Here is a 20,415-nt window from a genome sequence, read left to right as displayed (position 1 = left end):
CGCGGCTTTTTGGGTTTTTTTTTTTTTGTTTTTGTTTTGTTTTTTGTTTGTTGTGTGGGGGGGGGGGGGGGGGGGGGGGGGGGGTTTTTTTTTTGGGGGGGGGGGGGGGGGGGGTTTGGGGGGGGGGGGGGGGCCCCCCCCCCCCCCCCGACTCTCCACAACACCCGCCCACCCGCGGGGAGCACCCGCCCACCCACTGAGAGCACCCGCCGACCCGCCCTCGGGCGCCGTGCGTAGGCTGAACCACATGAGCGACAGCACGAACAGCACGAGCACCGACGAGGGCACCCCCGGCAGCTACGTCACCCCGGGCCAGGAGTACACCCGCGACACCAACTACATCGAGGATCGCATCACCCGCGACGCCGTCGACGGATGGCCGGTCGAGGCGGGCCGCTACCGTCTCGTAGCCGCCCGCGCCTGCCCCTGGGCGAACCGCTCGATCATCTCGCGGCGCCTGCTCGGCCTTGAAGACGCCATCTCGCTCGGCCTGCCCGGGCCGACGCACGACGCCCGCTCCTGGACCTTCGACCTCGACGAGGGCGGTCGCGATCCGGTACTCGGTATCGAACGCCTCCAAGAGGCATTTTTCAAGCGGACCCCCGACTACCCGCGCGGAATCACCGTGCCGGCCATCGTCGACGTGCCGAGCGGAAAGGTGGTCACTAACAACTTCCCGCAGATCACCCTCGACTTCGCCACCGAGTGGGTCGACTTTCACCGCGAGGGCGCTCCCGACCTCTACCCAGAGCACCTTCGCGACGAAATCGACGACGTCGCCGAGATCATCTTCCGCGACGTCAACAACGGCGTCTACCGTGCCGGATTCGCCGGATCGCAGGGCAGCTACGAGCGCGCCTACACCCGCCTATTCGACCGCCTCGACTGGCTCGAAGAGCGCCTCACCGACCAGCGCTACCTCGTCGGAGACACCATCACCGAGGCCGACATCCGCCTCTTCACGACCCTCGCCCGCTTTGACGCGGTCTATCACGGCCACTTCAAGTGCAACCGCAACAAGCTGATCGAGATGCCCGCGCTCTGGGCTTACGCGCGCGATCTCTTCCAGACCCCGGGTTTCGGCGACACGATCGACTTCGATCAGATCAAGAAGCACTACTACATCGTGCAGAGCGACATCAATCCGACGAAAATCGTGCCCCTCGGCCCGACCGAGAGCGGCTGGCTCGAGCCGCACGGGCGCGACGACCTCGGCGGCCGACCGTTCGGCACCGGAACCCCGCCCGAACCGCCCCGCCCGGGTGAAGAAGTGCCCGCGATCACGAAGGGCTGAGCGGCCCCCGTGACAGACCCTGTCGGCGACCACGAGGATCCTGCGATCCGTCATCGTCTCGACGCCATTCACGCCGACGCACTCGCTCTGGCCGGCCGCCTGACGCTCGATATCTCCGCCGTCAGCGAGGCGCGCGAGTCGTCGAATGTCGACGACGAGCACGACCCCGAGGGGTCGACGATCGCCTACGAACGCTCGCAATTGGAGGCGATCCGGCGGTCGGCCGAGCAGCGGGCCGACGAGGCTGCGGCTGCTCTCGCTCGACTCGACGCCGGAACGTACGGCTTCTGCATCTCGTGTGGCCTGCCGATTCCGGCCGCGCGTCTGGGAGCCCGGCCGATGGCGGCGCTCTGTCTCGCCTGCGCCGCGTGACGTCGGTTCAGAACTCTGGCAGAAATGCCCCTTTTCCCCTCGGGCTGAGCCGAATCCGCCCGGTTTTGCCAGTTCTCTGAACCGGCGCCCCCGGAGCGCCGAACGCGACGTAGGCTGATTCCATCACGACGGGACGCCCCGCGCGGCCCGAACAATCGACGACGATTGGTGCGGAATGGCTACAGGCCGCGGCGCAGCCGGCTCCCCGGGGTCGAACCCGTGGCTCGCCCCTGTCCGAAGCGGACGCGGCGCCACCCCCAGCAAGGCCTTCGACTCCCGCGACGCTACCGACCATCACGACCCCCACGGGCGACTCGTCGCCGAGTCGTGGGAGCGGGCCCGCCGCCGCCGCCTCGACCCCGAACGACTGCTCCCTTCCCTCGAGCTGCCCGAGTCCGACCTCGGCGACTACCGACGCGACCATCCTCTGGCTCTTCTGCTGCCGGTGGTGCGCACCCTGTTGCTCGCCGACATCGAGGGTTCGGGGCTGCTGGTGGCCCTCGGCGACGAACGGGGCCGCCTGCTGTGGGTGGAGGGGGATCACTCGGCGAAGCGCCAGGCAGAGGGCATGCGCTTCGTCGAAGGGGCGGGCTGGGCCGAGAGCCGAGTAGGAACCTCGGCTCCCGGCACGGCTCTGGTGCTCGACCACGGCATGCAGATCCGCGGGTCGGAGCACTTCAATGTCTTCGTGCAGCAATGGAGCTGCACAGCGGTGCCCATTCACGACCCGGTGACGCGTCGGATCCTCGGCTTTCTCGACATCACGGGCGACGACCGCGCCGTCGCCGATCACACCCTGCCTCTGCTGCAGGCGACCGCCGCCGCCATGGAGTCGGAGATGCTCGTGTCGCGCCTTCGCGCGTCGCGGCGCACTACTCCGCCTCACAGTCGCGCGGCCCGGTCCACGCCGAGCGCGTCGGCGACCCTGAGCACGCTCGGCCGCGACACCGCCATGATCTCGGACGGCCGACGCATCGTCTCGCTCACGGCCCGCCACAGCGAGATCGTCACGATCCTGTCGGCCCACCCTCGCGGAATCGGTGCTGAGGAGTTATCAGCGCTCGTCTACGGTGACGCCTCGGCGGTCACGACTCTCCGGGCCGAGATGGTGCGGCTCCGACACGGGCTCGAGGAGCTCGACCCGAGGCTCGCTCCGCTCTCCCGCCCGTACCGGCTGCCGAATCCGCTCGACACCGACATCGCTCGTGTCGACGCCCTGCTCGACCGCGGTGCGCACCGGCAGGCGGTTGAGGCGTACTCCGGCCAGGTGCTCCCAGGATCCGCGGCTCCGGGCGTCGAAGACATCCGCGACGGCCTGGCCACGCGCCTCCGTGAATCGCTCCTCACGGGGGCATCGGTCGACGTGCTCCTCGCTTTCGCCGAGAGGTCGGGCGACAACTTCGATCGAGAGATCCTGATGGCCGCTCTCGGACTGCTGCCGGCTCGATCGCCGCGCCGAGCCGGAATCGTCGCCCGGCTGGAACAGCTCGACCGGCTGTGACCGCAGCGATGTCTGCGGCGTGGAGCACGAGCACCAGCACCAGCCGCAACCGTCTGCAACCTTCGCCGTCGTAGAGTCCCGCCAGGCATCGAACCCACGGATGCCGCACGACAACGACGTCGAAAGGGATACGACAATGACCGTCACGACTCCTCCGAACACCTACGCCGCTCCGGGTACCCCCGACGCGAAGGTGCAGTTCAAGCCCCGCTACGACCATTTCATCGGCGGCGAGTACGTCGCCCCCGCGAGCGGGCAGTATTTCGAGAATCCCTCGCCGGTGAACGGCAAGGTCTTCACCGAGGTGGCGCGCGGCAACGCGACGGATATCGATCGCGCCGTCGAGGCGGCCTGGCGTGCGTTCGACTCGTGGAAGAAGACGACGATCGCGCAGCGCGCTTTGATCCTCAACAAGATCGCCGACCGCATGGAGGCGAACCTCGAGATGCTCGCGGTCGCCGAGACCTGGGACAACGGCAAGCCGATTCGCGAGGCCCTGGCCGCCGACGTGCCGCTGGCTATCGACCACTTCCGCTACTTCGCGGGCGCGATTCGCGCGCAGGAGGGCTCGACCGGCGAGATCGACAACGACACGGTGGCGTATCACTTCCACGAGCCGCTCGGCGTGGTCGGCCAGATCATCCCCTGGAACTTCCCGCTGCTCATGGCCGTGTGGAAGCTCGCCCCGGCCCTCGCCGCCGGCAACTGCGTCGTGCTGAAGCCGGCCGAGCAGACGCCCGCTTCGATCCACGTCTTCATGGAGCTGATCGCCGACCTGCTCCCCGACGGCGTTCTCAACATCGTCAACGGCTTCGGCGTCGAGGCGGGGGCACCGCTCGCGTCGCACCCCAACATCCGCAAGATCGCGTTCACCGGCGAGACCACGACGGGCCGCCTCATCATGCAGATGGCCTCCGAGAACCTCATCCCGGTCACGCTCGAGCTCGGTGGCAAGAGCCCCAACGTCTTCTTCGCCGACGTCGCCGACGAGAAGGATGACTTCTACTCGAAGGCCCTCGAAGGCTTCACCTTCTTCAACCTCAACTCGGGTGAGGTCTGCACCTGTCCGTCACGGGCACTCGTGCAGCAGTCCATCTACGACGGCTTCGTCGCCGACGGCCTCGAGCGCGTCAAGCAGGTGAAGCAGGGCAACCCGCTGTCGCTCGACACCATGATCGGCGCCCAGGCCTCGAACGACCAGCTCGAGAAGATCCTCAGCTACATGGACATCGGCAAGCAGGAGGGCGCGAAGCTCCTGCTGGGCGGCGATCGCGCTGATCTCGGCGGCGACCTGACGGAGGGGTACTACGTCAATCCGACCATCTTCGAGGGGAAGAACTCGATGCGAATCTTCCAGGAGGAGATCTTCGGGCCCGTGCTGTCACTGACGAGCTTCAACGACTACGACGATGCGATCAAGATCGCCAACGACACCCTGTACGGCCTCGGTGCCGGGGTCTGGTCGCGCAACGGCGCCCAGCTCTATCGCGCCGGTCGTGACATCCAGGCCGGCCGCGTCTGGTCGAACACCTATCACCAGTACCCGGCGGGAGCGGCATTCGGCGGCTACAAGCAGTCGGGCATCGGTCGGGAGAACCACAAGATGATGCTCGATCACTACCAGCAGACGAAGAACCTGCTGGTGTCGTACGCCGACGGGCCCATGGGGTTCTTTTGATCGACACCGAGCCCGAGGCGGCGTCTGACCAGGCGCCGCCTCCCGAGCGGGCGCTGTCGCGGGTCGACGTCTCACCCGCGGCAGCCGCCTTCCTCGTCGAGTTGACGGCAAAGCACGGACCGCTCATGTTCCATCAGTCCGGCGGCTGCTGCGACGGATCCTCCCCCATGTGCTACCCGGTCGGGTTCTTCCGAGTGGGTGCCGTCGACGTCCATCTCGGAGATCTGCACGTGGAGGGGCTCGACCCGATCGAGGTCTTCATGTCGCGCAGCCAGTTCGAGTACTGGAAGTACACCCACCTCACGATCGACGTCGTCGCAGGGCGCGGAGCCGGCTTCAGCGTCGAGAGTCCGGAGGGCAAGCGGTTCCTGATCCGGTCGAGAATGCTCGATGACGCCGAACTGACCGAGTTCGGCCTGGCTTAGCCGGGCTCGACCGTCTCGTCGCCCTCTCGCGGCGGAAGTGCGTAGACGCCGTGGCCCACCCGGGTCACGGCGCCTTCGCGAGCCAGGATCGACAGCGTCGACAACACGCTCGACCGCCGATAGTCGGGCAGAGCCGCCACGATCTCCGTCGCCTTGACCGGGCCGGAGACGAGGATCCGGGGAATCCGGTCGGCAAGAGAGCCGTCTGCGGCCCTGTCGTCGGCTTCCAGCGAGGCCGCCGCGGGATCCTCGAGTGCGTAGTCACGCCTCGCCGTCTCCAGCCCCTCCGCCGTCACCCGCGTTGTGGCGCCTGCGGCCTTGGCATAGGGAGCCAGCGTCAGAGACTTGCCGACGCGGTTGTACACGTTGGAGGCGCTCGTGCCTTCGTGCTCGGCGATGTCGGGGTAGGACGAGCCGCCGAGGAGCAGGACGGCCTCACCCTCGAGTCCGAGCCACTGGCCGAGACGGGCGATCTCCCACCCGGCGGTCGTGACCGCTGAGCCCCAGACCTCGATGTCAGAGCTGTACTCCGTCATCAGCCGGGCGAGGTCGTCGAGGATCTCACCGATGCGCTCGCGGGCGTCGGCCACGATGTCGGCCGTGAAGGCGGGCGGGGTGTGAAGTTTGATCGGTCGTGACATTTGTGAAAGACTATCGAAGTTGCCCGGCGATCCGGGCATCCTCATTCTTCTGCTCACGCAGATCTGTTTTTCTGGAGTACCCATGGCATTCGCAATCGTGCGCGCCGGTGGTCGTCAGGAGCGAGTCGAGGTCGGAACGATTCTGACCGTCGACCGTCTCAAGGCCGCCGAAGCCGACACCGTCTCGTTCGTCCCCGTCCTGCACGTCGACGGCGACACGATCCTGACCGGCGACGACCTCGCCAAGGTCACCGTCGAGGGCGAGGTCTTGAACGACCTTCGCGGCCCCAAGATCGTCATCCAGAACTACCGCAACAAGACCGGTTACAAGCGTCGCATGGGCTTCCGTGCCGACCTGACCCGCGTCAAGATCACCGCGATCACCACCAAGTAGAGAAGGGGCTGACAACTCATGGCACATAAAAAGGGCGCATCATCCACCCGTAACGGCCGCGACTCGAACGCTCAGCGCCTCGGCGTGAAACGCTTCGGCGGTCAGGTCGTCTCGGCCGGCGAGATCATCGTCCGCCAGCGCGGCACCCACTTCCACCCCGGCGTCAACGTCGGCCGTGGCGGCGACGACACCCTGTTCGCCCTCGCCGCGGGCAGCGTCGAGTTCGGTGCCAAGGGCGGCCGCAAGGTCATCAACATCGTCGGCGCCGACGCGTAAGTCTCGGTACGCCAGTTCGAATAGCGGGTCACCTTCGGGTGGCCCGCTTTTTCGTGTCCGCTTTTCTGCCCTGACCCATTGAGTTGGGCAATAACTCGCCAACGACTCGAACGGGGGCCTCGCCCCGTGAAAGATGCCCGACTAGTGTCGAGCGGGTTCAAGACATGTTCAGGCACGGTTTACCGACTCGCGCGGTGACGTTCACCGCACGACCAGCCCACCGATGGTGAACTTGTCTCCGAACACATTGCACAAGCGTGAGCGTCAAGGTCGTCCACGTCAGCCTGCTACACAAGTTATTCGCGAATGTGAGAACCATGGGTCTCCGCACGGCCGAGCATGCTCGGCCCGACCACTTCCTCCTTCACCTCAGCGACACCCACCTCATCGAGGGTGACGGCGACCTCTACGGCGACGTCGACAGCGAATCGAGGCTCCGCCAGATCATGGCCGAGCTCGAAGACTCCGGTGCCCGGCCCGAGGCCATTGTCGTCACCGGAGATCTGGCCGATAAGGGCGAGGCGGGTGCGTACCGCAAGCTCCGTCAGCTCATCGAGCCGATCGCCTCTCGTCTGGGAGCGCAGATCATCTGGGCAATGGGCAACCACGACGATCGTGGTGCTTTCCGCCAGGAGCTCTTTGGCCAGATCCCGAGTTCTCGACCGGTCGACCTCGTCTACGACGTCAACGGCCTTCGAGTCATCACCATCGACACCACCGTTCCCGGCAAGCACTACGGCGAACTCAGCGGAGACCAGCTCGACTGGCTCGCCGAAGAACTCTCGACGAATGCTCCCGACGGCACGATCCTCGCCATGCACCACCCGCCCGTTCCCAGCATCAAAGACCTCACGGTCCTGGTCGAACTCCGCGATCAGGCGGCTCTCGCCGAGGTCATCGAGGGCAGCGACGTCCGCTCCATCATCGCGGGCCACCTGCACTTCTCGACCAACGCGATGTTCGCCGGGGTTCCGGTTTCAGTGGCGTCGGCTACGTGCTACACGGCTGACCTGAACATCCCGACCGATGCCACGCGTGGTCAAGACGGTGCCCAGTCGTACAACCTGATGCACGTCTACCCGGAGACGATCGTCAACTCGGTCGTGCCGATCGGCAGCTACCGCACGGTCGGCGAGTACGTCGGCCCGGAGCAGGTCGCCGCCAAGCTCGAAGCCGCCGGCATCCAGATTCCTGAAGCGCGTCCGCGTCACCGTGCCGAGCAGACGGCCGAGATCGTCGTGCCGACGCGCGACCTGTCGCTGACCGGCCCGATCGGCACCCTGTAGGGCGGGTGTAGCCGCCGAAACCGACCCTCAGGCCTCCCAGGGAGCCTTGAACGGGAAGTAGCGCTCCAAGAAGTCGGTGACGACGGCGGTGCGCTCTTCGTCGGTCACCTCGGGGAACGATCCGTCGTTGAGGCAGAAGAAGTCGTACGACCGCTTCTTCAGCAGCTCCGAGAGGAATGCGAGCCCCGACACCATCGTGGTGTCGACGTAGCTGACCTTGGCGTTCTCTTGCACAATCGCACGGCCCGTCATCAGGGCGTAGTAGTGGTACAGCGAGTTCGTCACCGAGATGTTCGAAGCGGCCCGGAACGGCGATGCGGCGGTTGCCCGGAACTCTTCGGCGAACTCGTGCTCCATCTCGGTCAGCACGCTCTTTCGAAGCGGCGCCGCCGTGTGCTCGAGGTGCCGGGTCGTGACCCGACCGAACCGCTGCTGCAGAAGCGCGCGATTGACACGCGCCGAGTTCTCGAAGCCGCTGCGCTCGGCGTTGTTGAGCCCGAGGCCGATTCGCGTCGCAGCCTCGATGAACTTGGTCACCGAGCCCGGCGAGAAGAACATTCCCGGTGAGACGGGACGCCCGAAGAACATGTCGTCGTTCGAGTAGAGGAAGTGCTCGCTGAGACCCTTGATATGGTGCAGCTGCGACTCGACGCCCTGCGAATTGTGGGTCGGCAGCACGGAGGGGTCGGCGAAGAACTCCTCGCTCCGCACCACGCGCACCCGCGGGTGGTCGGCGAGCCACTCGGGTGCGGGTGAGTCGGTCGCGATGTAGATGTTCCGCACCCACGGCGCGAACATGTAGACCGATCGCAGGGCGTACTTGAGCTCGTCGATCTGCCGGAAGCGGGCCACGGAGTCGTCGCCCTCCCCCACCACGTGGCTCGTCGCTCGCGCGGCTCGCGCGCGCTGGTACTCGACGGAGTTGCCGTCGACCCAGGAGAAGACCATGTCGATCTCGAAAGTGATGTCGGTGGCGTGATCGTCGAACATGTGCTCGAGCGTCACCCAATCCATGCCGTAGCGCTCGATCGGCGTTTCGACGGCTTCACCGCGGGGTAGCTCGCGGCGCATGAGCGAGTTCTCGACCGGAGCCAGCACTTCGGTCTCGGTCATGATCCAGAATTCGATCTGGATCGCGGATCCGGCACCGTAGCGGAGGCGGCCGATGGGTTCGACCCGGGGGCGGTAGATGCGCAGGACGCGCTCCGACTCAGGGCCGAGGCCGTCGGTCGAGACGAGTTGGGCACGCTGCTTTCCGGGCTTCGAGTAGAACGGCTCGGTTCCGGCGGCGGCCGCAAGGGCTTCTTCGAACTCGGCACGACGAGTGATCTCGAGCGCGATCACCGGTCGGTCGTGGTTGCCGCGCACAAGGAGGTGCGGAATACGCGCCTCGTCGAGCACGCGTTTGACGAACGCCAGGTCTTCGAGCATGGACTGCTGCGGAGTCAGGTGCCCGTTGAGGAGCGTGTATTGCCCCTTGCGGATCACGAGGTCGTCTCGATGGAGAGTGAGCTCTCGACCGTCGGGTTTCGAGCGGGGGGTCAAGAGGGGACTCTCCGCTTGGTCGACGATCTCCGTGCCCATTCATACTCCAGTCTTGCGACGGCCCGGGTTGGCCGTTCGTGCAATCACACGATTTTACTCTGATTCGCACCTACTGATGCGAACGGGGTGCGCTTACCCCGAAAGGTGACAAGGATCCGGCTCAGCGAGGTTGCGGAGACCGGGAGCCCGGGCCCGTCGACGTCGCTTCGGGCGACGGCACCTTGATCCGGATGCCCGCCGCGATGAACACGGCCGCGGCGATGAACTGCAGGCCCTGCCACAGCTGGCCGGTGAGGGGAATGACCCACACCGGGTTCCACACGACGGCGATCGCGGCCAAGAACGGCAGGTAGAGGTACGCCCGCCCACGCCAGGCAAAGACGAGCACGATCAACGCGAGGATCGACACCACGTATCGGAACCCGACGAAGGCCGGCGAATGGATCAGGGTAGCCCCGGCCACGAGCGCCACGGCGGCGAGGAGCCCCGGGGCGAGGGCAGGCCGCAAGAACGCAGCCTTCTGGGGTGTGGGCATGGGCCCAGCCTACCGGCGACTACGGCTGGCGGATGATCGTGATGGGGCGGCTCATCGGCGGTTCTTCGCGCAGTCGCTCAAGCCCTGGGCGGAGCTCGTCGAGCCAGGCGTCGTACCCGGCCTGCGTGAGGTGGAGGCCGTCGTCGGTGAAGTCGGGGTTCAGGATCCCGTCGGTCGCCAGAGCGGGCCAGAGGTCGAGATACTGAGCGCGGACGGTTGCCGCGAACTGGCGCAGGTGTCGGTTTGCGTCGCGAATGCGGTCGCTGAACTCCGGTTGGCGCGGCGCGATGGACTGCAACAGGAGCCGGACGCCCGGCAGCATGCGACGCAGATCGACGAGGATCGTCTCGACGGCGCGCACGACCTGTTCGACCGACCGCTTGGAGGCGAAGTCGTTCGTGCCGATGAGGAGGACGATCGAGTCGGGGTCGGCTGCGACCACCGCGTCGAGTCGCGCCTGGACATCGGCGGTCGTGTCGCCCCCGACGCCGAGGTTGACGACATCGTCGCCCGGGAACCAGGCCTGCCAGTCACCGCCCTCGGTCAGACTGTCTCCGAGGAATACCAGCTTCTCGCTCATCGTCATCAAATACCCTTCTGCGCGGCGACATCGGTCCGAGTGGCTTCGGTGCCATCGGCAACCGTGCCCTGCTCGGCCGTTGCGGCGATCCTATTCAGCATGCCCGAGAAGATGACCCCGTGGAAGGGCAGGATCGCGAACCAGTACAGTCTGCCGCTCAGCCCCTGTGGAAAGAACACGGCGCGCTGGCGGTAGTGAGAGCCGCCGGGACGCTCCTCGACGAACATCTCGAGCCAGGCCTTGCCCGGCACCTTCATCTCGGCGCGGAGGCGGAGGAATCGGTCCCGGTCGATCTTCTCCACACGCCACCAGTCCAGGGCGTCGCCCGGGCGCAACGAGGTCGCGCTCCGCCGCCCGCGCCGCAGCCCCACTCCCCCGACCAGCCGGTCCATCCACCCTCGGGCGGCCCAGGCGAGCGGGAACGAGTACCACCCGTTCTCGCCACCGATGCTCTCGATGACCTTCCACAGTTCTTCCGGGCTCGCTGCCGTGTCGCGCTCACGATCGTCGGTGTAGACGGTGTGCCCCGACCAGTCGGGGTCGCTCGGAAGCGGATCGCTCGGGGCCCCGTAGATCGACGAGTCTTGCCAGCTCGTCTCGACCTCGCCGTCTCGCATCTTGCCGAGCGCGAGGCGCACGGCACGGCGGTAGCCGGTCAGTCCGCCCTCCGGGGCCGGAATGAGGGCCTCGATGTCGTTCTCGCGCACGACGCAGTCGTACTGGAGCGACTCGATGATCGGCACAGCAAGGGCGCGAGGAATGGGAGTGACGAGGTTGACCCACTGCGAGGCGAGCCACGGGGTCAGCACGGGAAGAGGGGCGATCGGCCGCTGCTTGAGACCCGCCTCGACCGCGTAGCCGTTCATCATCTGGCCGTAGCGCAACACGTCGGGGCCGCCGATGTCGAATGTGCGGTTGACGTCGGTCGGGGCATCGGCCGAACCCAGCAGGTAGTGCAACACGTCGCGGACAGCGATCGGCTGGATGAAATTGCGCACCCACTTGGGCGCCGGCATGTAGGGCAGCACGTCGGTCAGGTGACGGATCATCTCGAACGAGGCCGAGCCGGATCCGATCACCACTCCCGCCTGGAGGGCGACGGTCGGCACACCGCTCGCCAGGAGCGTGTCACCCACCTTCTTTCGGGACTCCAGGTGACGAGACAGGTCGCCCTCCGGGTGGAGCCCGCCGAGGTAGACGATCCGCTTCACGCCCGCCGCGGCGGCCGCGGTGGCGACCGTCTGCGCGGCCTGGAGTTCGGCCTTCTCGAAATCGCCGCGACCGGCCATGGCGTGCGCCAGGTAGTAGACCACGTCGACATCCGCCATCGCCGCACCGACCGACTCGCGATCGGTCAGATCGCCCTGGGCGACCTCGACGGTGTCGGCCCACGGAACGCCGATGAGCTTGTCCGGGTTGCGCACGAAGACGCGCACGTCAAAGCCCGCCTCGACGAGACGGGGGGCGAGGCGACCGCCGATGTATCCGGTGGCTCCGGTGACCAGGGCGCGCCGACCCGTTCCGGTGACCGCGCTGGATCCTGAGTTCTGTGAGGGCATTCGCTCACGGTACGCCGTTGCGCTGCGGCTGGAGTCAGGCACGGGGCCTCGGGAGGACGCCAGAACGACCTAGGGACGGCCGCGAAGCGGCGGGGGCTACAACAGCAGGCCGCGAACCGTCTCGACGTCGTCGGCCATCTGAGCGATGAGGGCAGGCATGCCGTCGAAACGCACATTGCCGCGCAGGTACCGCACGAACTCGACGGTGATCTCAGCGCCGTAGAGGTCGGAGTCGAAGTCGAGCACGTACGCCTCGACCTGCTTCTCGGGCACACCGTCGAACGTCGGGTTGTTGCCGACCGAGACGGCCGCCGCGCGAACGGTACCGTCGATGATCACCCGGGCCGCGTAGACCCCGTCGGCCGGGACGAACCCCTCGCTGCGGGGCTCGATGTTCGCCGTCGGGTAGCCGAGCTCGCGGCCGCGCTTCTCGCCGTGCACGACCACCCCGCGAACCGAGGGAGCACGTCCGAGCAGCACGGTGGCCTGGTCGATCTTGCCCTCGTCGAGGAGCTCGCGGATCCAGGTCGACGACACCCGCCGCTCGGGCCCGTCGGGATCACCCGGGACGGTGAAAGCGGGGATGAGGACGTCGGGGATGAGCTCGACGTCGAAGCCTCGACTCCGACCGAGCTCTCGCAGGACGTCGACCGTGCCGGTGCCCCGCACTCCGAATCGGAAGTCGGAGCCGACCAAGACGACCTCGGCTTGGAGCGCGCCGACGAGGATCCGGTCGACGAACTGCTCCGGACTGAGCAGTCGGAGCTGCTCGTCGAAGGTCAGCAGGAGAGTGGCCTCGACACCGGTGCCGTCGAGCAGCTCGCGCTTCTGGCGATTGCTCGTGAGGGCCGCGGGAACGGAGCCCGGGTGCAGCACGGCGAGAGGGTGGCGGTCGAATGTCACGACGGCCGAGACGAGATCTCGCGCTCGAGCGACGTCTTCGAGGGCATTGATCACCGCGCGGTGCCCCAGGTGCACCCCGTCGAACTTGCCGATCGTCACAGCCGAGGGCCCGAACCCCGGCGGGACTTGGTCGACGCCCGCGAAGAACTCCACGGCGCTCAGGCGTCCTGGACGGCCGGATCGTCGACGGCGACCTCAGCGTTGTGTCCGGGGCGCGTGTGGCGCAGCCAGAGCATTCCGAGAATGGGGAGCACGAGAGGCACGAAGCCGTAGCCGATGCCGAAGTAGCTCCACACGGTGGCGTGATCGGAATGCGCATACTGCGAGCTCGGAACGAACACCGACGGGTCGATGATCGACAGCAGGCCCACGAGCACGACGCCGACGAATTCGAACGAGATCGTCGCCCACGCGATGGCGTACCAGCGACGCCCGGGCATGATCAGCGCGACGGTCGCCATGATGTAGATGACACCGGAGAGGGCGCTGAGCGAGTAGGCGAGCGGAGCCTGGTCGAACTGCGTGCTGATCTGGAACACCGACCGTGCGGTCGCCGCAAGAGCGAGGATCGCGTAGACGGCGATAAGGACGCGGCCGATGCCGACTGCTCGTGTTGAAGTCTTCTGAACCATCACGTCCAAGGATATGGCCCCGGCGGCATTCGGGGTGACCGGTGCGCCCGCGACTCAAGCTCAAGTCCTAATGGACGGGCGTGACGCAGGGCGGTTACCTCGTCGCGCGGAACTAAGCAGTCCAGATCTGGAGCATGCGGACGATCATCACGGCGACCGCGAACGCGCCTGCCCCCATGACGACGTTGCTCCAGCGCGATCGGTCGACGAGCGCCCACACTACCGCCAGAGGGGGAAGCAGCAGGGCGACCACGAGGTAGATGTAGAACTCGACGACGCTGCCGGTCGCCTGGTTGCCCACGAACGGTGCGACGATCGCGACCACCAGCTGCACCAGCAGGAGCACCTCGATCAGCGCCATCGCGCCGACGGTGTAGTCGTTGGGCTGGCGCTTGGACAACCCCATGACGATGCAGAAAAGGGCGACGGCGGTGGCGATTCCCGCTTGCACCCAGGTGAACCAGTCGATCATGCGTGTACCTCGTCGGTGGGAAAGTTGATGATCGGCTTGGCGCGCCCGTGAGTCACCGAGACGAGCCCAAGAAGGCGGCCCTCGGGGGTGATCGCGGCGACGGGGCCAGGCGTGTCGTCGCGCTGGACCTCGAGCTTCTTGCCGTGGCCGAGGTCGATGGTCTGCTGGGCATCGAGCTGGAGGACGTCGAACAGGATCCTGGCCACGTCTGCGGGCTTTTGCAGGCGGGCATCCACGGCGTCGGCATCGAGGTCGTCGACGGCCACGCTTCCGTCGACGTCGAACGGGCCGATTCGCGTGCGCCGCAGGGCGGTCAGATGCCCACCGACTCCCAGAGCCGACCCGAGGTCGCGCGCCAGAGCCCTGATGTATGTGCCCGAGGTGCAATCCACCACGACGTCCAGGTCGATCACCGGTGTGCCCTCATGGGTTGCGTCTCGCCGCTCGACGACGTCGAAGCGCGAGACGGTCACCGGTCGGGCCTTGAGCTCGACGTCGATGCCCTGCCTGGCGAGGTCGTAGGCACGTTTGCCGTCGACTTTGATGGCGCTGACGGTCGTGGGCACCTGCAGGATGTCGCCGGTCAACGGTGTCATGGCCTCGAGGATCCGATCGCTCGCCAGGTCGGCAGCCCCGGTCACCGAGAGCACCTCGCCGTCGGCATCGTCACTCGTGGTCGACACACCGAGCCGGATCGTCGCCTCGTAGGTCTTGTCGAGGCCCACGACGAACGTCAGGAGCCGCGTCGAGGAGTTGATGCCGACGACCAACAGGCCTGTCGCCATTGGGTCGAGCGTGCCGGCATGGCCGACCTTGCGCGTATCGGCCGCCTTGCGCACCCGGGAGACGACGCCGTGGCTCGTGATGCCCTGCGGCTTGTCGACGAGAAGAATGCCGCTGTTCACGGGGCCCGAGTCTACCGGCTGCCCGAGGTGGTCAGCAGGCGTCGTCGAACAGGCGGCGCGGGTGCTCGGGGTCGGTGTTGTCGATGACGGCCTGCGCGCGACGGCGACCCGCGGGGCTCCGGTCGGCGGTCTCGCCGCCCTCGACCCAGACGGAGTAGTTCCAGAGCACCGACAATTCGTCGCGACCGCGAAGAGCGTCGTCGACGATCAGGACGGAATCGTCGGGGCCTGTCACCCAGGTCGATTCGAACTCCCGGTCGGCCGCGGCGTCGAACGCCGCGGGCACCCAGGACGCGCTGCCGCCGAGGCGGAACGGCTCGATCAACATGCGGCGGAGCTTGGAGACATCGACGGCGCGATCGTCTTGCAGGCGCTCCCGCTCGGCGCGCGGCAGCAGGAAGTCGCGCAGCGAGGCGCGGAACCCGGCGTGACCGGCCTCGGCCACTGCCTGGACCAGGTCGTCCGCAAACGCCCCCGCAGCCTCGCTGTCGGGCCCGTCGACCGCGATGAACGTGCGCCCCCGCCCGTAGTTGTGGAGGATCTCGTCCGCCAACGCGCGAACGGTGTCTTTTTTCTCGGGTGCCCAACGGATCATGCGGCAAAGCCTAGGCTCGTCGAGTGACAATCTCCCCCGCGATCGTGGCCTGGTTTCGTGAGAACGGCCGCGACCTGCCGTGGAGGCGGCCCGGCTTCTCTCCATGGGGCACACTCGTCAGCGAATTCATGCTGCAGCAGACGCCCGTGGTCCGCGTCATCCCGAAGCTCGAAGCGTGGCTGGAGCGCTGGCCCACCCCGGCAGCACTGGCCTCCTCCCCCGCCTCGGAGGCGGTCCGCGCGTGGGACCGCCTCGGCTATCCCCGGCGCGCCCTCAACCTGCACGCCTGCGCCGTCGCCATCACCGATCAGCACGGCGGGGAGGTGCCCTCCGACGTCGACGCACTCCTCGCCCTGCCCGGCATCGGCGACTACACCGCTCGGGCCATCGCCACCTTCGCCTTCGGGCTGCGTGTTCCCGTCGTCGACACCAACGTTCGCCGCGTGCTCACCCGAGCCGTCGAGGGTCGGGCCGAGCCGGCCTCGCCGAACGCCAAGCACGATCTCCCCCTCATGGAGTCGCAGCTACCGGACGACCTGGCCCTGGCCCACGACACCAACGCCGGCGTCATGGAGCTCGGCGCCCTCGTCTGTGTGGCACGAAACCCGCGCTGCGACGACTGCCCGCTGCGCGATCAGTGCGCGTGGGTGCTGGCGGGCAAGCCGGCGCACGAGGGGCCCGCTCGACGCACACAGAAGAAGTACGAGGGGTCGGATCGCCAGGTGCGCGGACGGATCCTCGGTGAACTGCGCGCCAGCGACATCCCTGTCACGGCCGCCGAAGTCGATGCCGTCTGGCCCGACGCGGCGCAGCGGGCGCGAGCGCTCGCGAGCCTGCTGCGCGACGGGCTCGTGACGGGCTCAGCGGCAGCGGGCTACACGCTGCCGGAATGACGAAACCCGCACGATCGGCGCAACCACCCCGGCTATGCGGAGGGTCTGTGCCGATTGTGCGGGCCTGGGCCGATCGTGCGGGTCTGGGCCGCTAGCGCGGGTCTCAGCCCTTAACTCTCGGCCTGGCGCTCGTCGGGCTCGTCGTCGGCGATCTCGCGCGGCTTGACGTACGGATCTTCGTCGCCCGCGTACTTCGCCGACGACGCCAGCGACTGGGCCGCAGCGTCGCGCTCGCGTGCCTCGATCAGGAGCGCGTCGATCGCCGCTGCGTTCTCGGGGATGCCATCGGGGATGAACTCGAGCGACGGCGTCAGTCGAGCTGTGATGTTCTTGCCGACCTCGGTGCGGAACATGCCCGTCGCCGACTTGAGAGCCGCAGCCGTGTCGGCCCGCTCCTCGTCACTGCCATAGACCGTGTAGAAGATCGAGGCGTGCTGCAGATCGCCCGTGACCTTCACGTCGGTGATGGTGACGAAACCGATGCGCGGATCTTTGATTCCGCGCTCGAGACGTCGGGCGACGATCTGCTGAATGCGATCGGCCATCTTGCTGGCGCGCTGTGCGTCGACCATGGTGTGCTTCTTTCTTCGTGCCGGGAACGGGCCCGCTGGATCGAAGGATCCGGCGGGCCCGCTCTATTGCTCTCGTGAGAGGCGCTGCCACACGTTAGACGCGGGGCTTCTCGACCATCTCGGTGGTTTCGATCTCGTCGCCGATCTGGATGTCGTTGAACTTTCCGAGACCGATACCGGCCTCGAAGTCAGTCCGCACCTCGGTGACGTCGTCTTTGAAGCGACGCAGCGAGTCGATGGCCAGACCGTCGGCGATAACGACACCGTCGCGGATGACCCGCGCCTTGGCGTTGCGCGTGATCGTTCCGGACCGGACGATGACACCGGCGATGTTTCCGACCTTGGAGGAGCGGAAGATCTCGCGGATCTCGGCGACACCCGACTGGACCTCTTCGAACTCGGGCTTGAGCATGCCCTTGAGAGAGTTCTCGATGTCTTCGATCGCGGCGTAGATGACCGAGTAGAAGCGGATGTCCACTCCTTCTCGAGCAGCACGCTCGCGCGCCTTCGTGTCGGGCCGAACGTTGAACCCGATGATGACGGCGTTGTCGACCGTTGCGAGGTTGACGTCGCTCTCAGTGACGGCACCCACACCACGGTGGATGATGCGCAGCTGCACGCTGTCGTCCACCTCGATCTTGAGCAGCGACTCTTCCAGTGCCTCGACGGCACCGGAGACGTCACCCTTGATGATGATGTTGAGCGCTTCGACCTTGCCCTCTTCGAGTGCGCGGGTGAAGTCTTCGAGCGAGATGCGCTTGCGGGCCTTGGCCAGCTGGGCGTTGCGCTCGACGGCTTCGCGCTTCTCGGCGATCTGACGAGCCGTGCGGTCTTCTTCTGTGACGAGGAAGGTGTCGCCGGCACGAGGAACGCTCGAAAGGCCCTGCACCTGAACCGGACGCGAGGGGTAGGCCTCGTCGACCGGGTCGCCGTTCTCGTCCATCATGGCGCGGACGCGGCCATAAGCCGTTCCGGCCACGATGGCGTCTCCGACCCGGAGGGTACCGGACTGGATGAGGACGGTTGCGACGGCACCGCGACCCTTGTCGAGTCGCGCCTCGATTGCGATACCACGAGCATCTTTATCGGGGTTCGCACGCAGGTCGAGACCGGCGTCGGCGGCGAGAAGAACCGCCTCGAGCAGCTTGTCGATGTTTTTGTGATCGCGAGCCGACACGTCGACGAACATCACGTCTCCGCCGTACTCCTCAGCGACCAGACCGTATTCGGTCAGCTGCTGACGGACCTTCGCCGGGTTGGCACCGTCTTTATCGATCTTGTTGACCGCGACCACGATCGGCACGCCGGCCGCCTGGGCGTGGTTCAGGGCCTCGACCGTCTGCGGCATGATGCCGTCGTCAGCCGCCACCACGAGGATCGCGATGTCGGTGACCTGGGCACCACGAGCACGCATGGCGGTGAACGCCTCGTGACCCGGTGTGTCGATGAAGGTGATGGCGCGTTCGACGCCCTCGTGCGGAGCCCACACCTGGTAAGCACCGATGTGCTGCGTGATGCCACCGGCTTCGCCGGCGACCACGTTGGCATTGCGGATCGCGTCGAGGAGGCGCGTCTTACCGTGGTCGACGTGACCCATGACCGTGACGACGGGGGGACGGATCTCGAGAACGGATTCGTCTTCGTCGTCGAGCTCCTGCTCGAGGTCGATGTCGAAGCCCTCGAGGAGCTCCTTGTCTTCGTCTTCGGGCGAGACGACCTGGATCGAGTAGCCGAGCTCTTCGCCCAGCACCTCGAACGTGGCCTCGTCGAGCGACTCAGTCGCCGTCGCCATCTCACCGAGGTGGAACAGCACGGTGACCAGGTTGCCGGGGCTGGCATCGATCTTGTCGGCGAAGTCGGAGATCGACGCGCCGCGGCGCAGTCGGACTACCGTCTTGCCGTCACCGCGGGGAACGCTGACGCCACCGAGCGACGGCGCCTGACGCATCTCGAATTCGGCCCTCTTCGTCCGCTTCGACTTGCGTGCCTTGCTCTTGCCGCCACCGCGACCGAATGCACCAGCGGTACCACCACCGGGGCCACGGCCGCGACCGCCGCCACCGCCGCCGGCAGGGCGCGGAGCGCCGAAGCCGGGACGGAAACCACCGGGAGCACCAGCACCTGCGCCAGCACCGGCTGCACCGGGACGCTGGAAACCGCCGCCACCGGGACGACCGCCGGCACCGGCCGGACGCTGGCCGAAGCCGCCGGGTCGAGCGGGGCCGCCGGGACGAGGAGCACCCGGACGGGGAGCACCGGGACGAGGAGCCTGCGGGCGCGGGCCCGCTGCTCCGCCGGGACGGGGCATGCCGGCCGCGGGAGCGCCGGTACCGCCCGGACGAGGAGCGCTCGGGCGCCCCATGCCCTGGTTGGACGAGTAGGGGTTGTTGCCGGGGCGCGGGGCGCCGGGGCGGGGCCCACCGGGAGTCGGGGCGCCCTTGGCCGCGGCCGGCGCATCGACGTCGGCCTTGGGGGCGTTACGAGCGGCCTCGGCCTGAGCCTGACGCTCGGCGACGGTGAGCGGGGCCGGGGTCACGACGGCGTCGGCCGCAGGGGCCTCGGCAACGGGAGCCTCGGCGGGGGCGACGGTCTCTTTGGGAGCCGCCGGGCCGGGGGTCGGCGCAGCCGGGCGAGGAGCGCCCGGGCGAGGGCCGCTCGAAGCGGGAGCCTTGGTGGGCGTCGCCGCCGCGGCGGCCGGAGCCTTGGCCGCGGGGGCATCGGCCGGCTTGGCCTGCCCGGCGAACGCAGCGCGGAGCTTGCGTGCGACGGGGGGCTCGATGCTTGAAGACGGGCCCTTGACGAACTCGCCCATCTCTTTCAGCTTCTCGAGCGCGATCTTGCTTTCAATACCGAGCTCGCTTGCGATCTCGTGTACGCGTGGTTTAGCCACTGTTCTCCTGTCTCGGGCCTCCACCCGGATAGGAGGAAGCCATTAGTGCTGGACGCAACTCATTTCGAGGTGCTCATTAGTTGTCCATAAGCCGATCAGCCTGTTCTTTCGGCGGCCGGGCGAGGTGCCCGGACGCGTGGTCGTAAGGGTTCTTACGGGAGGGATGATTCGTTGGGGTTGTTGACGCTCTGCTCGTGCCGTTGCAGGTAGAGGAGCAAGTCGCCAGTGTCGGGTTCTGCGTCGAGCCGGAGCGCTCGGCGAAAAGCCTTGCGCCGGACGGCCGTCTCGTAGGCCTGCATCGTTGGCATCAACCAGGCACCCCTGCCCGGTTCGGTGGCCGACGCATCTGCGATAACGCGGCCATCTCGGGCGACGACCCTCAAGAGAGAGGACCGTGGAGCGCGCGTTCGAGTACCGATGCACGTTCTGACGGATTTCATACTACTCCCCTGAGCCCGTGGCGCCAG

General features: G+C 67.2%; 22 protein-coding genes. 9 read left to right on the top strand and 13 right to left on the bottom strand.

Annotation, left to right across the window (positions count from 1 at the left end):
* The first annotated feature begins 247 nt into the window (after positions 1–247).
* The 5 genes from EDF39_RS16690 to EDF39_RS16670 all read left to right on the top strand — a co-directional run bounded on the left by EDF39_RS16690 (position 248) and on the right by EDF39_RS16670 (position 5,270).
* Positions 248–1,294, top strand: a complete 1,047-nt coding sequence (locus tag EDF39_RS16690) for a glutathione S-transferase family protein (protein WP_055958431.1) — start codon at positions 248–250, stop codon at positions 1,292–1,294.
* A gap of 9 nt (positions 1,295–1,303) precedes the next feature.
* Positions 1,304–1,666 carry a TraR/DksA C4-type zinc finger protein gene (locus EDF39_RS16685; RefSeq protein ID WP_233573180.1) on the top strand — a complete coding sequence of 121 codons (363 nt, stop codon included), beginning with the start codon at positions 1,304–1,306 and terminating at the stop codon, positions 1,664–1,666.
* Positions 1,667–1,841: 175 nt separating this feature from the next.
* Entirely contained in the window at positions 1,842–3,167 is a 1,326-nt protein-coding gene (locus EDF39_RS16680) for a GAF domain-containing protein (protein WP_123944851.1), read from the top strand.
* A 136-nt stretch (positions 3,168–3,303) separates the two neighbouring features.
* On the top strand, positions 3,304–4,845 hold the full coding sequence (locus tag EDF39_RS16675; RefSeq protein WP_123944849.1) for an aldehyde dehydrogenase family protein: 1,542 nt from the start codon (positions 3,304–3,306) through the stop codon (positions 4,843–4,845).
* Entirely contained in the window at positions 4,845–5,270 is a 426-nt protein-coding gene (locus EDF39_RS16670) for a DUF779 domain-containing protein (RefSeq protein ID WP_233573185.1), read from the top strand. Before EDF39_RS16675 ends, EDF39_RS16670 begins: the two co-directional genes overlap by 1 nt.
* Here EDF39_RS16670 and EDF39_RS16665 read toward each other — a convergent pair.
* Complete coding sequence (locus tag EDF39_RS16665) at positions 5,267–5,911, bottom strand: hypothetical protein (RefSeq protein ID WP_123944847.1); 645 nt, start codon at positions 5,909–5,911, stop codon at positions 5,267–5,269. The two genes, EDF39_RS16670 and EDF39_RS16665, sit on opposite strands and share 4 nt — an antisense overlap.
* An 82-nt stretch (positions 5,912–5,993) precedes the next feature.
* Here EDF39_RS16665 and rplU point away from each other — a divergent pair, with 82 nt between their 5' ends.
* The 3 genes from rplU to EDF39_RS16650 all read left to right on the top strand — a co-directional run bounded on the left by rplU (position 5,994) and on the right by EDF39_RS16650 (position 7,867).
* Positions 5,994–6,305 carry a 50S ribosomal protein L21 gene (gene rplU / locus EDF39_RS16660; protein ID WP_123942586.1) on the top strand — a complete coding sequence of 104 codons (312 nt, stop codon included), beginning with the start codon at positions 5,994–5,996 and terminating at the stop codon, positions 6,303–6,305.
* Between the two features lie 18 nt (positions 6,306–6,323).
* Positions 6,324–6,581 (top strand): 50S ribosomal protein L27, encoded by a 258-nt coding sequence (gene rpmA / locus EDF39_RS16655; RefSeq protein ID WP_123942584.1) that lies wholly within the window; start codon positions 6,324–6,326, stop codon positions 6,579–6,581.
* Between the two features lie 317 nt (positions 6,582–6,898).
* A complete protein-coding gene (locus EDF39_RS16650) occupies positions 6,899–7,867 on the top strand; it encodes a phosphodiesterase (protein ID WP_123944845.1) in 969 nt (322 codons plus the stop codon).
* Between the two features lie 27 nt (positions 7,868–7,894).
* Here the strand turns inward: EDF39_RS16650 and EDF39_RS16645 are convergent, their stop codons facing one another.
* The 9 genes from EDF39_RS16645 to EDF39_RS16605 form a co-directional block, all read right to left on the bottom strand.
* A complete protein-coding gene (locus tag EDF39_RS16645; RefSeq protein ID WP_055958440.1) occupies positions 7,895–9,451 on the bottom strand; it encodes a stealth conserved region 3 domain-containing protein in 1,557 nt (518 codons plus the stop codon).
* Positions 9,452–9,572: 121 nt separating this feature from the next.
* The gene (locus EDF39_RS16640) at positions 9,573–9,947 is read right to left on the bottom strand and encodes a DUF6804 family protein (RefSeq protein WP_055958443.1); all 375 of its coding nucleotides are present in this window, start codon (positions 9,945–9,947) and stop codon (positions 9,573–9,575) included.
* Positions 9,948–9,966: 19 nt separating this feature from the next.
* Positions 9,967–10,533, bottom strand: a complete 567-nt coding sequence (locus tag EDF39_RS16635; protein WP_055958446.1) for a GDSL-type esterase/lipase family protein — start codon at positions 10,531–10,533, stop codon at positions 9,967–9,969.
* Complete coding sequence (locus tag EDF39_RS16630) at positions 10,533–12,086, bottom strand: SDR family oxidoreductase (RefSeq protein ID WP_123944843.1); 1,554 nt, start codon at positions 12,084–12,086, stop codon at positions 10,533–10,535. Before EDF39_RS16630 ends, EDF39_RS16635 begins: the two co-directional genes overlap by 1 nt.
* Before the next feature lie 96 nt (positions 12,087–12,182).
* A complete protein-coding gene (locus EDF39_RS16625) occupies positions 12,183–13,142 on the bottom strand; it encodes a bifunctional riboflavin kinase/FAD synthetase (protein ID WP_123944841.1) in 960 nt (319 codons plus the stop codon).
* A 5-nt stretch (positions 13,143–13,147) separates the two neighbouring features.
* A complete protein-coding gene (locus EDF39_RS16620; protein ID WP_123944923.1) occupies positions 13,148–13,621 on the bottom strand; it encodes a hypothetical protein in 474 nt (157 codons plus the stop codon).
* A 112-nt stretch (positions 13,622–13,733) separates the two neighbouring features.
* Entirely contained in the window at positions 13,734–14,093 is a 360-nt protein-coding gene (locus tag EDF39_RS16615; protein ID WP_123944839.1) for a hypothetical protein, read from the bottom strand.
* Positions 14,090–14,998 (bottom strand): tRNA pseudouridine(55) synthase TruB, encoded by a 909-nt coding sequence (truB, locus tag EDF39_RS16610; protein ID WP_123944837.1) that lies wholly within the window; start codon positions 14,996–14,998, stop codon positions 14,090–14,092. Before truB ends, EDF39_RS16615 begins: the two co-directional genes overlap by 4 nt.
* A gap of 31 nt (positions 14,999–15,029) precedes the next feature.
* Positions 15,030–15,593 (bottom strand): hypothetical protein, encoded by a 564-nt coding sequence (locus tag EDF39_RS16605; RefSeq protein WP_123944835.1) that lies wholly within the window; start codon positions 15,591–15,593, stop codon positions 15,030–15,032.
* Between the two features lie 23 nt (positions 15,594–15,616).
* On the opposite strand from EDF39_RS16605, the gene EDF39_RS16600 reads away from it, so the two are divergent.
* Positions 15,617–16,486, top strand: coding sequence for an A/G-specific adenine glycosylase (locus tag EDF39_RS16600; protein WP_199726234.1), 870 nt, complete (start codon positions 15,617–15,619; stop codon positions 16,484–16,486).
* Positions 16,487–16,596: 110 nt separating this feature from the next.
* Here EDF39_RS16600 and rbfA read toward each other — a convergent pair whose 3' ends face one another.
* The 3 genes from rbfA to EDF39_RS16585 all read right to left on the bottom strand — a co-directional run bounded on the left by rbfA (position 16,597) and on the right by EDF39_RS16585 (position 20,388).
* Positions 16,597–17,058: a 30S ribosome-binding factor RbfA gene (gene rbfA, locus EDF39_RS16595; protein WP_123944833.1), complete on the bottom strand. Its 462-nt coding sequence runs from the start codon at positions 17,056–17,058 to the stop codon at positions 16,597–16,599.
* Between the two features lie 94 nt (positions 17,059–17,152).
* A complete protein-coding gene (infB, locus tag EDF39_RS16590) occupies positions 17,153–19,948 on the bottom strand; it encodes a translation initiation factor IF-2 (protein WP_123944831.1) in 2,796 nt (931 codons plus the stop codon).
* 152 nt (positions 19,949–20,100) lie between these two features.
* Entirely contained in the window at positions 20,101–20,388 is a 288-nt protein-coding gene (locus tag EDF39_RS16585; RefSeq protein WP_123944829.1) for a YlxR family protein, read from the bottom strand.
* Between the last annotated feature and the right edge of the window lie 27 nt (positions 20,389–20,415).

Source organism: Frondihabitans sp. PhB161, assembly GCF_003814635.1.
Classification (GTDB): domain Bacteria; phylum Actinomycetota; class Actinomycetes; order Actinomycetales; family Microbacteriaceae; genus Frondihabitans.
This window is presented reverse-complemented; position numbering and strand designations above follow the sequence as displayed.